Origin of the sequence: Paenibacillus rubinfantis, assembly GCF_001486505.1 — a bacterium.
Classification (GTDB): Bacteria; Bacillota; Bacilli; order Paenibacillales; family Paenibacillaceae; genus Fontibacillus; species Fontibacillus rubinfantis.
This window is the reverse complement of the sequence record NZ_LN909066.1, coordinates 693,459-709,630: the sequence shown is the minus strand read 5'-3', so window position 1 is coordinate 709,630 and position 16,172 is coordinate 693,459. Positions and strand designations below refer to the sequence as shown.

General features: G+C 53.2%; 20 protein-coding genes, 1 tRNA gene and 1 other annotated feature. Of the genes, 13 read left to right on the top strand and 8 right to left on the bottom strand.

Annotation, left to right across the window (positions count from 1 at the left end; genetic code table 11):
- Nucleotides 1-29: 29 nt before the first annotated feature.
- Nucleotides 30-1,409, bottom strand: a complete 1,380-nt coding sequence (locus BN3277_RS20800) for an ABC transporter substrate-binding protein (RefSeq protein ID WP_059046025.1) — start codon at nucleotides 1,407-1,409, stop codon at nucleotides 30-32.
- A 230-nt stretch (nucleotides 1,410-1,639) separates the two neighbouring features.
- On the opposite strand from BN3277_RS20800, the gene BN3277_RS20795 reads away from it, so the two are divergent.
- Genes BN3277_RS20795 through BN3277_RS20780 form a run of 4 tightly spaced genes read left to right on the top strand, consistent with a single transcriptional unit; the run spans nucleotide 1,640 to nucleotide 4,822 of the window.
- Complete coding sequence (locus tag BN3277_RS20795) at nucleotides 1,640-2,254, top strand: TetR/AcrR family transcriptional regulator (protein ID WP_059046023.1); 615 nt, start codon at nucleotides 1,640-1,642, stop codon at nucleotides 2,252-2,254.
- Nucleotides 2,255-2,288: 34 nt separating this feature from the next.
- Nucleotides 2,289-3,170 carry an ABC transporter ATP-binding protein gene (locus tag BN3277_RS20790; RefSeq protein ID WP_059046020.1) on the top strand — a complete coding sequence of 294 codons (882 nt, stop codon included), beginning with the start codon at nucleotides 2,289-2,291 and terminating at the stop codon, nucleotides 3,168-3,170.
- 36 nt (nucleotides 3,171-3,206) lie between these two features.
- Nucleotides 3,207-3,980, top strand: a complete 774-nt coding sequence (locus BN3277_RS20785) for an ABC transporter permease subunit (protein WP_262362901.1) — start codon at nucleotides 3,207-3,209, stop codon at nucleotides 3,978-3,980.
- 47 nt (nucleotides 3,981-4,027) lie between these two features.
- On the top strand, nucleotides 4,028-4,822 hold the full coding sequence (locus tag BN3277_RS20780) for an ABC transporter permease subunit (protein ID WP_059046018.1): 795 nt from the start codon (nucleotides 4,028-4,030) through the stop codon (nucleotides 4,820-4,822).
- A 78-nt stretch (nucleotides 4,823-4,900) separates the two neighbouring features.
- Here the strand turns inward: BN3277_RS20780 and BN3277_RS20775 are convergent, their stop codons facing one another.
- The 3 genes from BN3277_RS20775 to BN3277_RS20765 all read right to left on the bottom strand — a co-directional run bounded on the left by BN3277_RS20775 (nucleotide 4,901) and on the right by BN3277_RS20765 (nucleotide 7,962).
- Entirely contained in the window at nucleotides 4,901-6,772 is a 1,872-nt protein-coding gene (locus BN3277_RS20775; protein WP_059046016.1) for an arginine--tRNA ligase, read from the bottom strand.
- A 43-nt stretch (nucleotides 6,773-6,815) separates the two neighbouring features.
- Nucleotides 6,816-7,035: a binding site (T-box leader), on the bottom strand.
- Between the two features lie 421 nt (nucleotides 7,036-7,456).
- Nucleotides 7,457-7,529 (bottom strand) — tRNA-Ala (locus BN3277_RS20770).
- Between the two features lie 124 nt (nucleotides 7,530-7,653).
- Nucleotides 7,654-7,962: a hypothetical protein gene (locus tag BN3277_RS20765; protein ID WP_059046014.1), complete on the bottom strand. Its 309-nt coding sequence runs from the start codon at nucleotides 7,960-7,962 to the stop codon at nucleotides 7,654-7,656.
- 167 nt (nucleotides 7,963-8,129) lie between these two features.
- Here BN3277_RS20765 and BN3277_RS20760 point away from each other — a divergent pair, with 167 nt between their 5' ends.
- The 4 genes from BN3277_RS20760 to racE all read left to right on the top strand — a co-directional run bounded on the left by BN3277_RS20760 (nucleotide 8,130) and on the right by racE (nucleotide 10,415).
- Nucleotides 8,130-8,417 (top strand): Dabb family protein, encoded by a 288-nt coding sequence (locus BN3277_RS20760; RefSeq protein ID WP_059046012.1) that lies wholly within the window; start codon nucleotides 8,130-8,132, stop codon nucleotides 8,415-8,417.
- Nucleotides 8,418-8,442: 25 nt separating this feature from the next.
- Entirely contained in the window at nucleotides 8,443-8,862 is a 420-nt protein-coding gene (locus BN3277_RS20755) for a DUF86 domain-containing protein (protein ID WP_059046010.1), read from the top strand.
- A gap of 118 nt (nucleotides 8,863-8,980) precedes the next feature.
- The gene (locus BN3277_RS20750) at nucleotides 8,981-9,418 is read left to right on the top strand and encodes a YtxH domain-containing protein (protein WP_059046009.1); all 438 of its coding nucleotides are present in this window, start codon (nucleotides 8,981-8,983) and stop codon (nucleotides 9,416-9,418) included.
- Between the two features lie 178 nt (nucleotides 9,419-9,596).
- Complete coding sequence (gene racE, locus BN3277_RS20745) at nucleotides 9,597-10,415, top strand: glutamate racemase (protein ID WP_187380109.1); 819 nt, start codon at nucleotides 9,597-9,599, stop codon at nucleotides 10,413-10,415.
- Between the two features lie 67 nt (nucleotides 10,416-10,482).
- On the opposite strand, the gene BN3277_RS20740 is transcribed toward racE, so the two are convergent.
- On the bottom strand, nucleotides 10,483-11,394 hold the full coding sequence (locus BN3277_RS20740) for a diacylglycerol/lipid kinase family protein (protein ID WP_059046007.1): 912 nt from the start codon (nucleotides 11,392-11,394) through the stop codon (nucleotides 10,483-10,485).
- Nucleotides 11,395-11,515: 121 nt separating this feature from the next.
- Here BN3277_RS20740 and BN3277_RS20735 point away from each other — a divergent pair, with 121 nt between their 5' ends.
- The 4 genes from BN3277_RS20735 to BN3277_RS20720 all read left to right on the top strand — a co-directional run bounded on the left by BN3277_RS20735 (nucleotide 11,516) and on the right by BN3277_RS20720 (nucleotide 13,148).
- Nucleotides 11,516-12,139, top strand: coding sequence for a TraX family protein (locus BN3277_RS20735; protein ID WP_059046005.1), 624 nt, complete (start codon nucleotides 11,516-11,518; stop codon nucleotides 12,137-12,139).
- 123 nt (nucleotides 12,140-12,262) lie between these two features.
- A complete protein-coding gene (locus BN3277_RS20730; RefSeq protein ID WP_059046003.1) occupies nucleotides 12,263-12,502 on the top strand; it encodes a hypothetical protein in 240 nt (79 codons plus the stop codon).
- 81 nt (nucleotides 12,503-12,583) lie between these two features.
- Nucleotides 12,584-12,886 carry a HesB/IscA family protein gene (locus BN3277_RS20725; RefSeq protein ID WP_059046001.1) on the top strand — a complete coding sequence of 101 codons (303 nt, stop codon included), beginning with the start codon at nucleotides 12,584-12,586 and terminating at the stop codon, nucleotides 12,884-12,886.
- Nucleotides 12,887-12,917: 31 nt separating this feature from the next.
- On the top strand, nucleotides 12,918-13,148 hold the full coding sequence (locus BN3277_RS20720) for a YuzB family protein (RefSeq protein WP_059046000.1): 231 nt from the start codon (nucleotides 12,918-12,920) through the stop codon (nucleotides 13,146-13,148).
- Between the two features lie 67 nt (nucleotides 13,149-13,215).
- On the opposite strand, the gene BN3277_RS20715 is transcribed toward BN3277_RS20720, so the two are convergent.
- The 3 genes from BN3277_RS20715 to BN3277_RS20705 are packed head-to-tail and all read right to left on the bottom strand — an operon-like array spanning nucleotide 13,216 to nucleotide 14,845.
- Nucleotides 13,216-14,142, bottom strand: coding sequence for an FtsW/RodA/SpoVE family cell cycle protein (locus tag BN3277_RS20715; RefSeq protein WP_059045998.1), 927 nt, complete (start codon nucleotides 14,140-14,142; stop codon nucleotides 13,216-13,218).
- Nucleotides 14,143-14,159: 17 nt separating this feature from the next.
- Nucleotides 14,160-14,516, bottom strand: coding sequence for a hypothetical protein (locus BN3277_RS20710; protein WP_059045996.1), 357 nt, complete (start codon nucleotides 14,514-14,516; stop codon nucleotides 14,160-14,162).
- Entirely contained in the window at nucleotides 14,513-14,845 is a 333-nt protein-coding gene (locus BN3277_RS20705) for a PadR family transcriptional regulator (RefSeq protein ID WP_059045993.1), read from the bottom strand. The genes BN3277_RS20710 and BN3277_RS20705 overlap by 4 nt, the downstream gene beginning before the upstream one ends.
- A 150-nt stretch (nucleotides 14,846-14,995) precedes the next feature.
- Here BN3277_RS20705 and BN3277_RS20700 point away from each other — a divergent pair, with 150 nt between their 5' ends.
- Nucleotides 14,996-15,961: an acetylxylan esterase gene (locus tag BN3277_RS20700; RefSeq protein WP_059045991.1), complete on the top strand. Its 966-nt coding sequence runs from the start codon at nucleotides 14,996-14,998 to the stop codon at nucleotides 15,959-15,961.
- Nucleotides 15,962-16,172 lie beyond the last annotated feature (211 nt).

Below are 16,172 nucleotides of genomic sequence, written 5' to 3'. Positions count from 1 at the left end.
GCCGCTAGTTTTGTTGCAAGCTCTAAGCGTTATTTTTGGATCACCGCATCTTCACCCACAATTCGGGTCACGTCCTGGGCGTACTTCTGCGCGGCGTCCGCAGGGGAGGTCCCCGTTGCGACGGACTCGACCATCGTCTGGATTTGCGTGGAGACTTCCGGGTATTTATCCTGCGCCGGCCGGAATTCGGCGTTTTGCAGGTATTCCGTAGCGATCTCGTTAAATGGCATTTTGGTGTATCCGGGATCCTTGGCGACGTCGGCCCGGACGGTAATGTTGCCCGAAGCGGTGACGAGCTTCTGGCTGTTTTCCTTGTTCAGCGCGTATTTGATAAACTCCCAAGCTTCGTCTTTATGCTTGGCGTTGCTTGGAATGGATAACGCCCAGCCCCCGGCGAGGGTGATGGAACCCGGCGCTTGGCCCTGGCTCGTTGGCATAGGAGCAAAACCAAGCACGTCCTTGTATTCCGGCCAAGGCGAGGCGCCGGATTCCTGATAGTTGCCGGTGATCCAGGAGCCATCGAGGGAGATAGCCAGCTTACCTTGGGGCAAGTATTCGCGGGAAGCGGTGTTGCCGGCTTGCCCGTTCAGCACCTTGGAGAGAGGCGGTCCGAGCTTTTCCTTATTAACGGTTTCAACAAAACCTAACGCATCGAGAATGCCCTGACTTTGAATGATCCATTTCCCGCTAGCATCGTCATACAACCGTTCACCGGTGCCGTAGAGGAGCATTTCGTACGTTTGCATCGAGGTGGCTTCCCCGGTCGCTTTCCCCATATTCATCCAGATCGGGACGATGTCCGGCGCTTTTTCCTTAACCGTGCGGGCCGCATCCAGTACTTCCTCCCAATTCTTTGGCGTCCACTCCTCGGGAAGGCCAACTTGTTTAAAGATTTCCTTGTTGTACCAAAGGCCCCGCGAGTCGGTATTGTACGGTACGCCGTACACCTTGCCGTCACTGGCGGTCACGCCTTTCTTCATCGCCTCAATAAATGAACCGTTCGTCCAGTCCTCCCATGCCTTCAGCCGCTCATCCAGCGGTTCCAGATAACCGGCGCTGGCGTCGGAATTGAGAATAAACGTGTCCTCCGTCACAATATCCGGCGCGGTATCTTTGGACTTCAAGGCTAAAGCGATTTTCGCGAAATAGTCACCTTCGGAGGCTTGGATTGGCGACGGCTTAATCTCAACCTCTTTGTTGGGGTAGTCGGCAGCAATCTCTGTTAACCAACGGTACAGCGAACCTTTTTCCCCCGCTCCGTCGTCACGGTAGGTTACCGTAATCGTCGTTTTTCCGGAGCTGGCCGACTTGTCGCCGGATCCGGAGCACCCGGCTAGCAGCGTCCCGCCTAATGCCGTACACAACAACACGGAAGTGATGGCCCAACTTCTTTTTTTCATGAATGACATGCTGATGATCCCTCCCTGGTTTCGTAACCCCTTTGGATTCGGAACGGATTGAGCCTACATCGGTTGTGAAAGGGATTGCGTTGTATCCGCTTCCAAACCTTCCACTAAAACATACTTGCAGAGGAACTAATTTATTCAAAAAAACGTCACGAAATCTATTGACCGAATCGGTTTATAGCAGTATGATCTTCTCGACCAATTCGGTTTATAGCCTTTGAGGAGGTGAAGAGATGGAGAAGTTTTTTAGCTTGCCCCTGGAGAAGCAACATACGATTATCGATGCAGCGTTAACGTGTTTCGGCACTACCGGATATAAGAAAACATCGATCAACGACATCGCCGCCGAAGCGGGAATATCCAAAGCGATGGTATTCCACTATTTCGGCACGAAGAAGGCGTTGTATCTATATTTGATCAACTATTGCAGCGACTTGGTGATGAACGAAATTGAAGCCAAATACGATCATACGGTGACGGATTTCTTCGAGCGGATCAAGCAAGCCACCAACATCAAGGTAGCGATGGTCGATAAGCACCCGGCGTTACTGTCTTTCTTAACCAGCGTTTATTTTGAAACCCATGAGGAGGTTCGTCCGGAAATTAAGGCGCTCTTTGCCAAAGGGGAGGAGGTTCGGAACCGGATGGCCTTGACCGGCGTGGATGAATCGAAGTTTAAGGAAGGGATTGATCTGGAGCTCCTCATTAACATGTTGACATGGATGGCGGAGGGCTTCACCAACCAGATGTCTAGGGAGAACAAATTTGATATCAAGGAAATCACGAGAGGGTTTCTCCTCTGCCTTGATATGCTGAGATCGCAGTTTTACAGACCGGAATATTTGTAGGTGCGGCGGTTCATATGAGGAGGAGGGCGTTCCCATGAGCGTGATAGAATTGAGAAATCTCACGAAACGGTACGGTAAGGCCAGAGGAATCAGCGACGTGAACCTGCAGGTGGAGGAGGGGGAGATCTTTGGCTTTATCGGTCCCAACGGGGCGGGAAAGTCAACGACGATTCGGACGCTGCTTGGGCTTATTTCTCCGACCAGCGGCAGTGCCACCCTATTTGGCAAGAGCTGTACCACGCATCCTGAGATCCGCAAGGAGCTCGGGTATCTGCCTTCGGAAGTCTTTTATTATGATGGCATGCGTGTGATGGATCTACTCCAATATTCCGCAAGCTTCTATAAGAAGGACTGCACGAAGCGTATTCAGGAATTAGCTGAGCGCATGGATTTGGATCTGAAGAAGAAAATCGATGACCTGTCCTTCGGGAACAAGAAAAAGGTGGGGATCGTGCAGGGGCTGCTGCATGAGCCGAAGCTGATCCTTTTGGATGAGCCGACCAGCGGGCTTGATCCGCTGATGCAGCAAACGTTCTTCGAGCTGATCGCGGAGGAGAACCGAAAGGGGGCGACCGTATTTTTCTCGTCCCATATTCTGAGCGAAGTCCAGAAAATGTGCAGCCGCGTCGCCTTCATCAAGGAGGGACGGATCATCAAGCAGGAGAAGATGAGCGACTTACAGGACAATAACTACAAGAAAGTCAGCCTGGAAGCCAAGTCCGCGATCGATCCGGCGGCCCTCGACCTAGATGGTGTTAGCAATCTTGAACTGAAGGGAACATCAGCCAGCTTCATCTTTAAGGGCAGCCTCAACGCAATGCTGCAAAGAATCACTGCCTTTCAGTTAACCAATATTTCGATCGTGGAGCCCGATCTGGAGGAAATCTTCCTGCATTACTACGTGAAGGAGGATTAAGCCGTCATGAATATGTTCATACATTAATGGAAGTCGCTGAGGAAATCGGCGATCGTCTGGACCTTAGCGATGATTGCCTTGGCGGCCCTCTACTTATCGATTTACCCCAGCGTAGCGAGCGATGCCGAAGATTTCAAAAAGCTGCTCGGCAGTTACCCGGAATCCGTTCGAGCGATGCTAGGGATTGATTTGGATCGAATCGCCTCGATTCTGGGGTTATACTCCATGGTCTTCTCGATCATCGTCTTGTGTGGGGCGATTCAGGCGATGAACCTGGGCGTGTCGATCCTCACGAAGGAGTCGCGGGAGCGCACGGCGGATTTCCTGCTGGTCAAACCGGTCTCGCGGGCTAAGATCGTCAGCTCCAAGCTGGTGGCTGCGGTGCTGATCTTGATCGCAACGAATCTCGTCTTTTATGCGGCTGCGTTTCTCATCGCAAACGGTGTCAAAACGGAAGATTTCAGCGCAAAACTGTTTATGCTGATCCATTTGACGTTATTTTTTGTCCAACTGATGTTTTTGGCGATCGGTATGGCGTCTTCCGTGTTTTTTGCCAAACTCAGGAGCGTCCTTCCGTTATCACTGGGCGTGGTCTTTGGATTGTATCTGATTGGCGCGCTGCTCGCGAGCGGGGAGGACAAAGAGCTGATCCGATTTATCTCGCCGTTCAAATACTTCGAGCCATCCTACGTGCTGGCCCATGCCGGGTATGAGACGCCTTATCTGATAGCCGCTGCCGTGATTATTGGGGTTGCGGTGGCTTTAAGCTACACAGTCTATCTGAACAAAGATGTCCACGCGGTGAGCTAAAGGCGACGGCTTGGAAGCATTGGATTCTATGGAATGGAGGAAGTGCGATGAATATCTTCCGGAGGGAACTAAGGGCTTACCGGCGAGGCTTGATCATCTGGAGCGTGTGCCTGTTCTTGCTGGTTGTCAGCGGAATGAGCAAGTATTCGGCTTATTCAGCCGGCGGCGCAAGCAGCGAGGTGTTTGATGCCTTGCCGCAAACGATGAAGGCGCTGCTGGGATTTGGTTCATTTGATGTCACGCAGATCAGCGGATATTTTGCCATGCTGTTTTTGTATATCGAGCTCACGGTAGCCATCCACGCGGTCCTGCTGGGTAGCGGGATCATCGCGAAAGAGGAACGGGACAAAACCGTTGAATTTCTGATCGTGAAGCCGGTGTCGCGGGGGACCATCCTGACGGCCAAACTGCTCGCTGCCCTGGTCCAGGCGATCCTCCTGAACCTTGTTACGCTAGTTTCCTCGCTGGTGATGGTTTCCGCCTATAATCAAGGGGAAGCGATTACGGAGGAAATCCTGCAGTTCATGGCTAGCTTACTGTTGGTTCAACTGATCTTTCTGTCGCTCGGTACGGTGCTTTCGGCCCTGCTGAAACGCCCCAAAACGTCCGGCTCCATCGCCACGGGGGTTCTGCTGGGATGCTTTGTGATTTCCAAAATCACCGACCTGACGGATCAGCTAAACGCTTTGAACGTACTCACACCCTTCAAATACTTCAGCTATGCGCGTATCGTTAATGGAGAAGGCCTTCATGCAGGGATAACCGCGTTATCCCTCCTCCTGGTGGCGGGGCTGGTGGTTTTCACTTATGCGGCTTATCGCAAAAGAGAATTAAACGTTTGAACGTTTTGAATTGATGGGGGCGAAATGTCCACCCAGGGTAAAGGCGCGGCTGGTAGATCCGGTCGCGCCTTTTTATGCTTACATGCGATCCGGAGCCGGCAAGCCGATGACATTCAGCGCATCGGCGATCGTCTCCTTAAATTTCGCCGTCAGCCACAGGCGGTAGGCTTGCCGCTCCGGCTCGGCTTTAAGGATCGGACAGGCAGTATAAAAATGATTAAACAAGGTGGCGAGCTCGTATGCGAAATGGCAGATCGGCGTAGGGGACAGTTCCTCACACGCGGTGCTTAGCGTATCGGGCCATGCTGCGATTTGCCTCAACAGAGCGTGTTCGGCATGATCCAACGGAGCGATGTCCTCCGGAAGCTGGAGCGACTCCGTCCGTGGGAGGCCGCCAGCTTCGGCTTTGGCCAAGATTCCAGTAGCCCGGGCATGAGCGTACATCAAGTAGACGCCGGTATTGCCGGTTGTCTCGGTGGCCTGCTGAATGTCGAATACCACTTCGGTTGGTAAAGCGAACCGCAGCAGGTAATAACGGATCGCCGCTGCGGCGATTAGACGGCTGGACAACCCTGCGGGATCGGACCGTCTGGCTTCGATTTGCGCTTCCATCCGATCCAGCAAATCGGACACTTTGATACCGATCCCTTGTCTGCCGGACATGGCGTACGAGGTTTTACCGTCCGTAGTGTCGAGGCCTAGCTCCCGTGCAGCGCCAGGGCTTAACGACACGACACCGTAACCGACGTGGCGCAGCTTCTCCGCCTGGGTAGTGAAGCCTAGCGCCTCGAGCGCTTGCTTCACCATCGCTTGCGGATACGCTTGCCGGTGGTCAATCACGTTAACGACGAGATCCGCCTTGCCGTAATCGGCGGTGAGGCCTTCCGCACTCGTAGTCCAGAGCCCGTCTGCAAACGGTTTGTATCTGAAGTCGTTCCCCAGCCCCCCAAACTTCCAAAGATGATAGGCGATATCCTTGGCTGTATACGTTAAAATTCCGTTGGACCGAACCAGCACCTTATCGGCCTGATGTTCGTTATCAGGCTCCACCTCCTCTGCGACAGGCTGCTTCAGGACCCAGCAGCCCTCCAACTTGCCGGATGTTTCTTGATGGAATAGATCGGTCTTCTGCAGCAAACGAAAGGCGGTGTCCCAGAACCCTTGCCGGACGATGTTGCTTTCCCAGACCAACAAATCGTAATCGATGCCAAACGCCTTCATTTCCTCCAGATGTTCTCGCACGATGCGCTCAGCCGTTAGCAAGCCGAGCCAAGCCAGGTTCCCGTCTCCATCCTCGAGCGCTTGCAGCACCTTCGTTCTCTGCTCCAACAGAGACGGTTGTTCGATGTATTCTTTGTTCACCTTGGAATAGACATCCCAACAGAAATCCCCGAATCTCAGGTGGGTCGCCTGATGTTCCAACTGCAGTAACCCAACTACGGTGTCTGCCAGCTGATTCCCCAGATCGTCGATGTAATTATGCACTTCGACATGGTAGCCGGCCCTCTTGAGTAACCGCGCCAGCAAGTCGCCGATGCAGGCATTTCTCAGGTGGCCGATATGTGCGGACTTGTTCGGATTGATGGAGGTATGTTCGATCACGACTTTTTCGCGAACCGCTTGCGGAAGACGAAAGGACTTGCGGGCCCATTCGTTCCAATCCACGCGGAAGTTGAGGAAGCCCGGCGGCGCGGTTTCGATCTGGTGAAAAAGCCCTTCCATCCGGCCCGTTTGATCCAATTCATCTCTCAGTAGCGCAGCTATGTGTAGCGGAGGTTGACGCAGCGTTTGGGCCAGTTGCATCGCGATGTTAGTCGAATACTCCCCATGCTCCGGACGGGCCGGCCGCTCGATCACGACATCTGGGAGAACTTCGGCGCTGTGGCCAAGCTTTGAAAGGACTTGACGGACGGACGTTTCCAGATGTTTTTTCATCCAACTGCTGATCATAAAATCCACTCCTCCTAGGCAATAAAAATAGCCTTCATCTCATCAAAGAGACGAAGGCTTTACGCGCTCGCGGTACCACTCTTGTTGTTAAACTTCACGTTTAACCACTCTAGGATAACGGTCCTTGGCCGTGGCTGCCTAGTTGACTTGCGTTCAGCAACCCTTCTCCTGGGTCCGCTTCGCTGTCTGCCCTGTACCGGTTTCCACTCTCCCGGCTCGCTTGGACTAGAACGGACAGCTACTCTCCCAATCGTCGAATTTGGGTATTTCGTAATATTATATCCGGCTTGCCGCACTTGATTCGGCTGGACATTTCCCTCCCCGTATCCCGCTGACTCAGGTTCGTACGTTTGCCGCGGCCTTTGAATAATAAAGAGACGCATGTCCGTCGGTAGATGAACGTGTCGTTTGGAGCTGAACCCACAATCCGCCTCGTGTATCTCCAGTCATTTCCAACACCTTTCCCTATAGTATAGTCCTATATAGGACTAATGGTCAATATCTTTGTACTTTGTTATAACGATGTACATCAACAGTGACTAACCTCCATCCCTCGACGATTTTGCTGGTAGGTTAGCTCAAGTCAAGAATGCCTGCAAGGATTTTTTGCATAAAGTAAAAAGCCCAAGCCACTTCGCTTGAGCTTCTCTAAAATCAAACTTAGATTATAATTATAAACCTTTATGGAGCCTAGGGGGATCGAACCCCTGACCTCATCGCTGCCAGCGATGCGCTCTCCCAGCTGAGCTAAGGCCCCGTGAGCGACTATTTTATTTTATAAAAATGCGGCCAGGCTGTCAATATCCTCTTGCAAAAAAATCTGTCCCCGAGGTTCCGGCAACCAAGGTTGCCGGAAAGGGGGTCACGGCAGGTTCCAAGGCTTATACCTTCATCGCCGTGATTTTGGCAGTCGGTACAATCAATTGCCGCCCCGATGCATCGATCATTTCCAACGCATCGGGGTGAACGGCGATCAGCTTGCCGTAAAGGGGGGAGCCGGTCGTCTCCAGGGTGATGCTGAGGCCAATCGAAGCTTCGATCCGCTGTCGGGTAACGGAATCCGGGAAGGCGGCGGCCTCAAGTACCTGCTCCAAATGCTCCACCCGGCTAGCCAACAGATCCAGCTCGGCTTGCAGCAGGCGAATTCGCCTTCGCAGCGGTTCTTGCAACAGAAAACGTAAAAGGGTCAATCGAATTCACCTCATTTCATTCCGAGACTTGTCTCTAGTAAAAAGAGACAATATATCTTATGTAGATAGATTGATAGAGTTCGGGTGGGGCCTTACTTTTCGGCAGATATCCTTTATGTTATGCTGAAATCAGTTACTGAATCGTTAAGTAAGGAGAGGGATAACCCATGATCAAACATATCGTCTTGTTCAAACTGAAAGATGCGTCCCCGGAAAGTGTTGGACGTACAGTGGAGGTGCTGCGCAGCTTGGAGGGCAAAGTGGAGCAGCTGAGAAGCCTGGAGGTAGGCACCGATGTGATTCGTTCCCCTCGTTCCTATGATATTGCGCTGATTGCCACCTTTGATTCGCTGACCGATTTGGAAGGGTATCAGGTTCATCCGGAGCACAAGAAGGTCATCGAGCACATGAACGAAGTGCGGGAGAGCCAGGTCGCAGTCGATTTCGAATTTTAGCTGGTGATCGGAGGAGGAGACAGGCGTGTACTATGTCAACCGGGAACAAATTGAGCGCCGGCTGGAGCTTGTGCCGGAAGTGCTTGAGGCCTTTCGCGAATCGATCCAGTCGGCTTCGTCTTTACTGGGGAGATATGCGGAGGAACGGGCATTGCATCTGGCCATCGAGATTGTGACGGATGTGGGCAGTTATTTGATCGACGGTTTTATTATGCGCGATGCCAGCAGCTATGAGGATATCGTGGACATCCTGCTGGACGAGAAAGTGGTTGATTCCTCGCTGCATGCGACGCTGATCGAACTGGTTCGTCTGCGGAAACCGTTGGTCCAGGAATATTTCGCATGGGACCGTCAGGAAGTTATGGGCCTGAGGGAGCGGCTGCCCGGCGCTTTGCAGGATTTTGCGGCAAACGTGCGGAAGTATCTGGATCAGGAAGGGGTTTGACCGTGAATGGACAAGCCCAAAAATAATTCCTTCCAGGTGTGACCGGACGAGCCGTTGCTGCTTATAATGCATTATCGATATGGGCATTCGCGGAGAAGCCGAAAAGGAGAGATGAATCGTGAGCAAAGGAAACAAGGGTTGGTTATGGGGTGCCGCCATCGGTACGGTGGCCGGTGCGGTAACAGCGCTGCTGTTTGCTCCCAAAGCCGGGAAAGAGCTGCGTAAGGATATCGCCGACGGCGCTCGTCAGGTTGGGGAGAAAACGCAAGAGGTTGCCGGCAAAGTATCGGAGCAAAGTACGGTTCTGGTTGGCAAGGTGAAGGAAGCCGCCGAAGGCTTGATAAGTGAAATCCAAAGCCGTCGGCCCGTCAAGGACAGCACGGAGGAGGAAGTGGCTCAAGTCTCCGAGTTTGCGGCGGAGGATGAGGAGCCTGCTGCCGAAGAAGAGACCGTGGTCCTTAGCGTCGTAACGGGGGAAGAAGCGACTGAAGCCAGCGAGCTGGAAGTTGCGGCTTCGGAAGCGGCAGCCACTTCTGAGAGCGAAGAGGACAAATAACCTGCACATCACACCTTAACGATCGCCCGAAAAAGACCCGATGCCGGGTCTTTTTCCCGTTTCTTCGACGTTTGCGGGTTTTCTTGTATCGGAAATTGAGTTAAGATTTAGGTACCCTTTGAAGACCCGAGTCATAAAGTAACGAGAGGGATTTTAAACTAAACATGAAGGATGCGGTATGTTCGTGCAGCAAGCTATCGCTATACTAGACTCGGGAGTGGGAGGCCTCACCGTCTGCAAGGAAGTGATGAGACAGCTTCCCCGAGAGAAGATCATCTACTTCGGAGACACGGCCCGAGCTCCCTACGGTCCAAGATCACCTGAAGAAGTTCGCTTGTTTACCGAGCAAATCGTCGATTATTTGATTCAATATGAGCCCAAACTGATTGTAATTGCATGTAATACGGCGACGGCGGCTGCGCTTGATTTCATTAAAGCCAAAGTCGACATCCCCGTCATCGGCGTGATCCATCCCGGAGCGAGAGCGGCGATCAGCGCCACCAAAACCGGTAAAATCGGTGTGATCGGAACGGTGGGGACGGTCCGCAGCGGGGCCTATACCGCCGCTTTACGAGAACTGAATCCGCAGACCGAAATCGTCAGCGAGGCGTGTCCCGAGTTTGTTCCCCTGGTAGAGAAAGGGCTGTATGATACGAATGAAGCGTTGCTTGTGGTGCAGCGGTCGCTGCGGGGGATGAAGGAGCATGCGATGGATTGCCTGATTTTAGGCTGTACTCATTATCCTTTCTTAAAAGATCCGATCCAGCAGGTGATGGGTCCGAAAGTGAAGCTCATCAGCTCTGCGGACGAAACCGCCAGGGAGATCAGCACCGTGCTTCATCAGCGCGGTTGCCTGGCACGCGGTAATAACATCCCCGTTCACCAGTTTTTCTGCAGCGGGGATGCGGAGATCTTCCGCAAGATCGCCCGCCAATGGCTGGGCGAGCAAATCGAGCTGACACCGATCGTATGGCAGGTGTCCAGCCCGGCAGGGTAATCGATAAAAAAACCTTTGGCGGGGGTGCCCCTCGTCCAAAGGTTTTTTTGACCCGGGCTTGGCTGCGTTACATGACGTCTGACATGGGACGCAGGATTTGAAGGGCGCCGGGATCCGCCGATGCGTTCAGCGGCGTGACGGCGACATCTTCCCCATCGCCTAAGGCGAGGCGAGGGATGGGGCTCGTCACCGTAATATTTCGCCCCCTTAGCATCGTCACGAATGAGAGCTTCGTATGGGCACCAAATAAGACGGTCGGAAATAACAGCAGCAGCTTCAGCTTCGAGCAATCGTGCACGACGCAAAGATCCAGCACACCGTCATCCGGCTTGGCGTCGGGGCAGATGCTGAGTCCCCCGCCATAGCTGTCCACGTTGTTGATCGCCGTCAGCCAAGCGGACTCGAAATGATGGGTGATCCCATCGGTATCAACGTTTAGGGGGCCGGGACGGAAGGTTAGCAGGGTATGAAAGATCCCGATAATATAAGCTAGCCTGCCGAGCCCCAGCGCATTGCATATTTTCTTGTAGCGGCTGAGGTTGACGTTCCGGGCAACTTCGGCGTCGAAGCCAACGGCCAGTGCGGTCAGCGTGCTGCGCCCTTCGACGGCAATCAGGTCGGCCGAGGCCGGACGGCCGTTGAGCAGCACGTCCAAGGCGGCCCGAGTCCGGCGCGGAATGCCGAAGCCGCGGGCGGTGTCATTGCCCGAGCCGGCGGAGAAGACGGCCAGCGGGACACCGGAGTGCCGCAATGCCGGCAGCAGGCTGTGGATCGTCCCGTCGCCGCCGACCACCCCAACGGCCTTCCAAGACTCCGGTCCGGACAGCCGATCCTGAAGAAATGTATGCGCTTGCTCCCGGCTGTCCGTCAAGGCGTGCTCGTAAGGAATGCCTCGCCGGCGCAGCTGTTTGCTGATTTTGTTCCAAACCCGACGGCCTTCGCCATTCCCGGCATTTGGATTCACGATAAACAAATACATGATGACTCCCCTATCTATGATGGCAGCGCCAGAGCGGCGTAATTTCAGTCTACTGAAGAATTGAATAAATGAAAATCAAAATTTTTCGAAACCCCGTTGATGGACGAAAGGAGTGTAGGCCGTGCAACTGATCGCCATGATCACCATGCTGATCGACCATGTCGGGCTGCTGTTTTTCCCCGGAGAAGTGCTGTGGCGAGTTATCGGGCGGATCGCCTTCCCGATCTATGCCTACGCGCTGGTCCAGGGTCATGTGCATACCTCCAATTACCGGAAATATGCGATTCGTTTGTTTCTGATCGCCGCGCTTTCGCAAGTTCCTTACCAGCTGGCCTTTGATACGAACGGACTTAATGTTGTCGCCACCTTGTTTGTCTCGTCCTTGGTCTTGCGGATGTTGGATTCGGCCAAACCGGGCCCGCTCTCCGCAGTCATCATCGCTGGCGTCTGCGTCATCATGGAAGTGCTTCCGTTTGATTACGGCGCGTATGGGCTGCTGCTGGTGCTAATCTTCAAATATGCCGGGCAAGGAAAAGCGGTGGTGATGCACCTGCTGCTTAACGTCGTTTATTTGTTTGCTTACGGCTGGGTGATCCAACTGGCCAGTATTCTGCCGACGATGATCATCGCCTATGGGCCGGAACTGTGGCGAAAGCTCGAAGCTTGGCGGCTTCCTCGCTGGGTGTGGAGAGCTTTTTATCCCGTGCATTTGGCGGTGTTGGCAGTGCTCGTGTATTTCTTGTAGTAGTTGGAATGAGGTCACGAAGAATCCGGGAGGGTCCCGGATTTTTTTGCGCCATGAAACATGATAAATAGGGTATCCTAACGGAAATAGCAGTTTCTGACCTGAGGGCGGGGAGGGGTGGAGATGAAATGGAAAAGCTGGTGGTCGCTTCGTCGTTGGTCCCATATTTTTCGTCGGACTCTCCCGCTGTTGACTTCGGGTAAAATTCCGTTCACCGACAAGTTGTTGCTGGTTGTGCCGGCGCTGCTTTACTGGGTTCTACCGGATGTGTTGCCGTGGATTCCGATCGACGACATGGCCGTGACCATGCTGCTGATGGATTGGTTCGTGACCCGGGCGGAGCGAAAATATCCGGGGGCTTAGCGGTTGGTCTTGCTTGTTGGGCGGCGTTTCTTTACAATAGGAATGTTAGAGGAAGAAATTTTGCGCGATAGGAGCGATCATATGAACGTCAAAATTACCCGCAATGCGGCGAAAGTGATACAAAAGGAACTGGCGAAGGAAGAGAACCAAGGACTGGCGTTGAAGGTGTTCATCACCCATTCCCACGGCGACCATGCCCACTACGGGCTGGATTTGGCCAAGCCGACAGACAGCGATCAAATCATCAAAACCGACAAGGAGATTGATGTGATCGTAGAAGGCACCGATCCGCTGCTTGACGGCGTGAAGATCGATTATTTGTATTTCCCGGAGGAAGGGTTCGTGATCACTAACCCGTCCAAAGGCAATCACGGGGATCACTAAGCTTTAGCTAACGATAAAGAAGGGACCTGGCATGGCTAACGATATTCGGATTTGCGATAAATGCAATCATATCCGCATGAAGACGTTTGTACCTAAGCTGCAAAAGCTCGCGCCGGACGCCGAGATCAAAATCGGCTGCAAATCGTATTGCGGTCCGTGCGGCAAAAGAGCGTTCGTATATATCAACGGCAGATACGTCAGTGCGCCGACGGAAGAAGAGGTGCTGGCGAAGGCCGCACCGTTTGTGAAAAAACCGAAATAAAGGGCTGCGCACGATAGGCGCATGCAGCAAAACCGCCGGGGCTTAGGCTCCGGCGGTTTTATGTTGCTTAAGAGTTGGGAATCCCGTCTTTCAAACGAAGCATGTCCTTCCGTCGATAGACACTGTAGATCAGGCCGATGGCCGCCAACTGAACCAACAACTGGCTTCCGCCGTAACTGAGAAACGGAAATGGAACCGCGGAGAGCGGGAGAAGTCCCATCGACATGCCCAAGCTCCAGAGGAATTGGATCACAAATAGAGCTCCAAGTCCGGAAATGAGCATTTTGCCATAAGGATCCTTGGCCGATTTGAACATGCTGACCAGTTGAATGATAAAGAACAGGACAAGGATGGATACGAGGATTCCGAAAGTCCATCCCATACTGTAGACCAGATAAGTAAAGATATGATCCGAGTGGATGTAAGGGAGAGATTGCATCGGCGAACCAAAGCCATGTCCGCTCCACCCGGCTGACTGGACGGCTTCATCAATTTGCCGGTATAGATAACCGTCTCCCTCCGGATCTCGATGGCGCAGCAAATATCCGAGCAGCCGATCATGTCCGCGTTCGCTTAGCAGCATGGGCAAGAGGAAGGCCGCAGTGACGAATGCCAGGTAAGCGGCTGCCCATGGGCGTACATACCTGGAGATGGCTAACATGAAGGAGAACGTGGCGGCATAGAGCAGAAGGCTGGCAAACGACGGAATGGATGCAAACAGCAGCAAGGGAAGAACCCCAAGCAGAATGATTTTCCCTACAACCTTCCCGTACCCCTCATTCTTCTCGACCCTGGACAGCAGTCCGGCTGCCGCGATGATAAAGAGGTAGGGGCAGAGCAGTTTAATACTTATTCCACCGATAATATAACCCCGAATGCCATTGATCTGCGGACTCCAAAGATGGGCAGCCCCAAAAAGGGCTGCTGATAATCCGTAGATCATCCAAGAATAGCGATACAACCGTTGATGATGAATTCGGCTGATGAAGAACATCAGTCCCAATCCACCAGCTATGTATACGCTTGTCTTACAAACAATCCGTCGCCGGCCTGGTATCCGAGTTGTACGGCGTACATCACCAAGAGAGCAAGGGGCAGCATGAGCCCTAAGAATGCTAACATCCCCCAAGGGATTCGCGGTTTATGAACCCGGTTAAGTCCCTTGGCGATTTCCTCGGAGGCGCCCATTTGGGCCACAGCCAACCGTGCGGCGGATTCGTCATCAACCTCGTCGGACCGAATCGATTCCCATAACTCGTAGAGATGCTCGGAAATCTCCTCTTTAATTTCCTGACGGATTTCCCGCGCTTTCACTTGTTGGCCAACCTGGTCGACATACGCTTGCAACAGGGGGTGTAATTGATTCATGCGGGCCCCTCCCCAAGTACGCGATCAACCGCTCCACTGAAAAATTGCCACTCCCGCTTCTTTTCCTGAAGCTGACGTTTCCCTTGATCGGTGATGCGGTAGTATTTGCGTTTTCGTCCGTCGGCCATCTCCCAGTAGGAATCCAGCCATTTCTCCGTCTCCATCCCGTGAAGAATCGGATACAACGTACCTTCCTTTATATCAAACGTCCCTTCCGACAAGCGTTCCAGCTCTTTGATTAACTGATAACCGTACATTTCCTTTTGGTCCAGAAGGCTGAGGATCAGCATGCCGGTACTGCCCTTCAGCAGCTCCTTATTCACTTTCACATCAACACCACCTTCCATCATCTTACAAATATTATACCTAGAATTCATATGCATAGCAAATCTAGGTATTGGCGAAGTGGATTTTTCTGGTAGGGTAGTCTTGGGTGAAGCTGTTCGAATCTATTCAATACGAAATAAAGGAGTCGGATCATGGGAGCAATTCGGGAACGTATGGCGGATGTCGCGCATTATCGGGCGGAGCGTACGGCGAGAGAGGATTTCGATGCGTTTTGGAGCCGGACGCTGGAGCGGTTTGCGGCCAAGCCGCTGCACGACCGCCGGGAACCGGCAGAGACGTTGATGAAGGGAATCCTTGCGGAGCGCATTCAGTTTGAAGGTTATGACGATACGCCGCTGCATGGCTGGTTTTTGGTTCCGAACGGCGGGGAAGGGTACAAACGGAAATATCCATGTATCGTGATATATCAAGGCTACCAATGTCATCGGGGATTACCGGAAAATTATGCGGTATGGCTGCAAATGGGGTACGCGGTGTTTGCCGTGGATACGCGCGGGCAGACCGGAGAAACGGGGAATCGCTTGGCGTCTGACCGAGGTAATGTCAAAGGATGGATGACCCAAGGCGTGCTGGAGCCGGAGAACTTCTACGGCTTGGCGATGACGATCGACGCCTGGAAGGCGCTGCAATGGGTGAGCGTACAACCCGAGATCGATGCGGAGCGGATCGGGGTGTACGGGACGAGCCAAGGCGGCGGTTTGACCTTGCAGATGGCGGCGTTAAGCGAAGTGCCGCGTGTGGCGGTTGCGAATGTCCCGAACCTGTGCCATTTAGAATTTGCCTTGCTGAACTCAACCGGCTCCGTCTCGGAGATCGCCGAGTTTGTCGCCCGAAACCCGGGAACGTTGGAGCAGGTGCTGACGACGCTGAGTTATTTTGACAACCTGAACTTGGCCGAAAAAATCAACATCCCCGTGTTATATTCCGCGGGCTTCAAGGATCTGATCTGCTGGCCGGAAACGATCGCGGCGGCCTACAACCGGAACTCCGCAGCCGGGAAGGAGCTGCTGCTCTACCCGTTTATGGGGCATGAGGAAGGGCCCGACGAGCATCGGCTGAAGGCGTATGCCTTCTTGCGCGAGCATTTGCGCCCTTAAGGCGGGGAAGAAGCGACGTTGGCGACACTCCCTCTCGTTCGTCCAGATAACGGTATAAAAGTCCGCTATTTCGGCCATTTTTCGTAATTGACCGAGAATAACGGACTTTTTTGGTTCTATCTAACGGCAGTATCGCTCCTAATGGCGGTTTAGCCAACGGTCTACGAAAATAACACCACAAAAGGGTGTTATTTCGCGATAGCTAACAATA

Bases quoted from the DNA above. Each gene is read 5' to 3' on its own strand.
- BN3277_RS20800 (WP_059046025.1), bottom strand. From the start codon at position 1,409: ATGTCATTCATGAAAAAAAGAAGTTGGGCCATCACTTCCGTGTTGTTG.
- BN3277_RS20795 (WP_059046023.1), top strand. From the start codon at position 1,640: ATGGAGAAGTTTTTTAGCTTGCCCCTGGAGAAGCAACATACGATTATC.
- BN3277_RS20790 (WP_059046020.1), top strand. From the start codon at position 2,289: ATGAGCGTGATAGAATTGAGAAATCTCACGAAACGGTACGGTAAGGCC.
- BN3277_RS20780 (WP_059046018.1), top strand. From the start codon at position 4,028: ATGAATATCTTCCGGAGGGAACTAAGGGCTTACCGGCGAGGCTTGATC.
- BN3277_RS20775 (WP_059046016.1), bottom strand. From the start codon at position 6,772: ATGATCAGCAGTTGGATGAAAAAACATCTGGAAACGTCCGTCCGTCAA.
- BN3277_RS20760 (WP_059046012.1), top strand. From the start codon at position 8,130: ATGATCAAACATATCGTCTTGTTCAAACTGAAAGATGCGTCCCCGGAA.
- racE (WP_187380109.1), top strand. From the start codon at position 9,597: ATGTTCGTGCAGCAAGCTATCGCTATACTAGACTCGGGAGTGGGAGGC.
- BN3277_RS20740 (WP_059046007.1), bottom strand. From the start codon at position 11,394: ATGTATTTGTTTATCGTGAATCCAAATGCCGGGAATGGCGAAGGCCGT.
- BN3277_RS20730 (WP_059046003.1), top strand. From the start codon at position 12,263: ATGAAATGGAAAAGCTGGTGGTCGCTTCGTCGTTGGTCCCATATTTTT.
- BN3277_RS20725 (WP_059046001.1), top strand. From the start codon at position 12,584: ATGAACGTCAAAATTACCCGCAATGCGGCGAAAGTGATACAAAAGGAA.
- BN3277_RS20720 (WP_059046000.1), top strand. From the start codon at position 12,918: ATGGCTAACGATATTCGGATTTGCGATAAATGCAATCATATCCGCATG.
- BN3277_RS20715 (WP_059045998.1), bottom strand. From the start codon at position 14,142: ATGTTCTTCATCAGCCGAATTCATCATCAACGGTTGTATCGCTATTCT.
- BN3277_RS20710 (WP_059045996.1), bottom strand. From the start codon at position 14,516: ATGAATCAATTACACCCCCTGTTGCAAGCGTATGTCGACCAGGTTGGC.
- BN3277_RS20700 (WP_059045991.1), top strand. From the start codon at position 14,996: ATGGGAGCAATTCGGGAACGTATGGCGGATGTCGCGCATTATCGGGCG.